This is a genomic window from Candidatus Protochlamydia sp. W-9, from assembly GCF_001950615.1.
Classification (GTDB): domain Bacteria; phylum Chlamydiota; class Chlamydiia; order Chlamydiales; family Parachlamydiaceae; genus Protochlamydia; species Protochlamydia amoebophila.
Genome location: NZ_BCPZ01000192.1, coordinates 1 through 297 on the forward strand (window position 1 = coordinate 1; position 297 = coordinate 297).

The following is a 297-nucleotide window of genomic DNA, read 5'->3' on the forward strand; positions in this document are numbered from 1 at the left end:
GATAATTTGATTGATGAAATAAAATGACGATTGTCATCATCTCTGGTATCGATAGTTCAGGTTGAGGTCCTCGCTTTGTTTTGCCATGATCAATTAACTGTTTATTCCATTTCTGCTCAAAAGACTTCCAAAAATCATCTACACTACAATATAATTCGATTAAATCCATTTTGACCTCTCATGTCATATTAAACATTAGCTTGGGAAAACAAATGTTTTAAATGATGCAGAGGTCCTTTGTCATTTAAATTTTATTCTTCTTATTTATTATCAAAGAGATAAATTCAAAATTCAGGT

1 pseudogene is annotated in these 297 nt (G+C 30.0%); it reads right to left on the reverse strand.

What is annotated here, in order from left to right:
• A pseudogene (locus BU804_RS06305) lies at window positions 1-169 on the reverse strand (IS982 family transposase); the annotation flags it as partial.
• Between the last annotated feature and the right edge of the window lie 128 nt (window positions 170-297).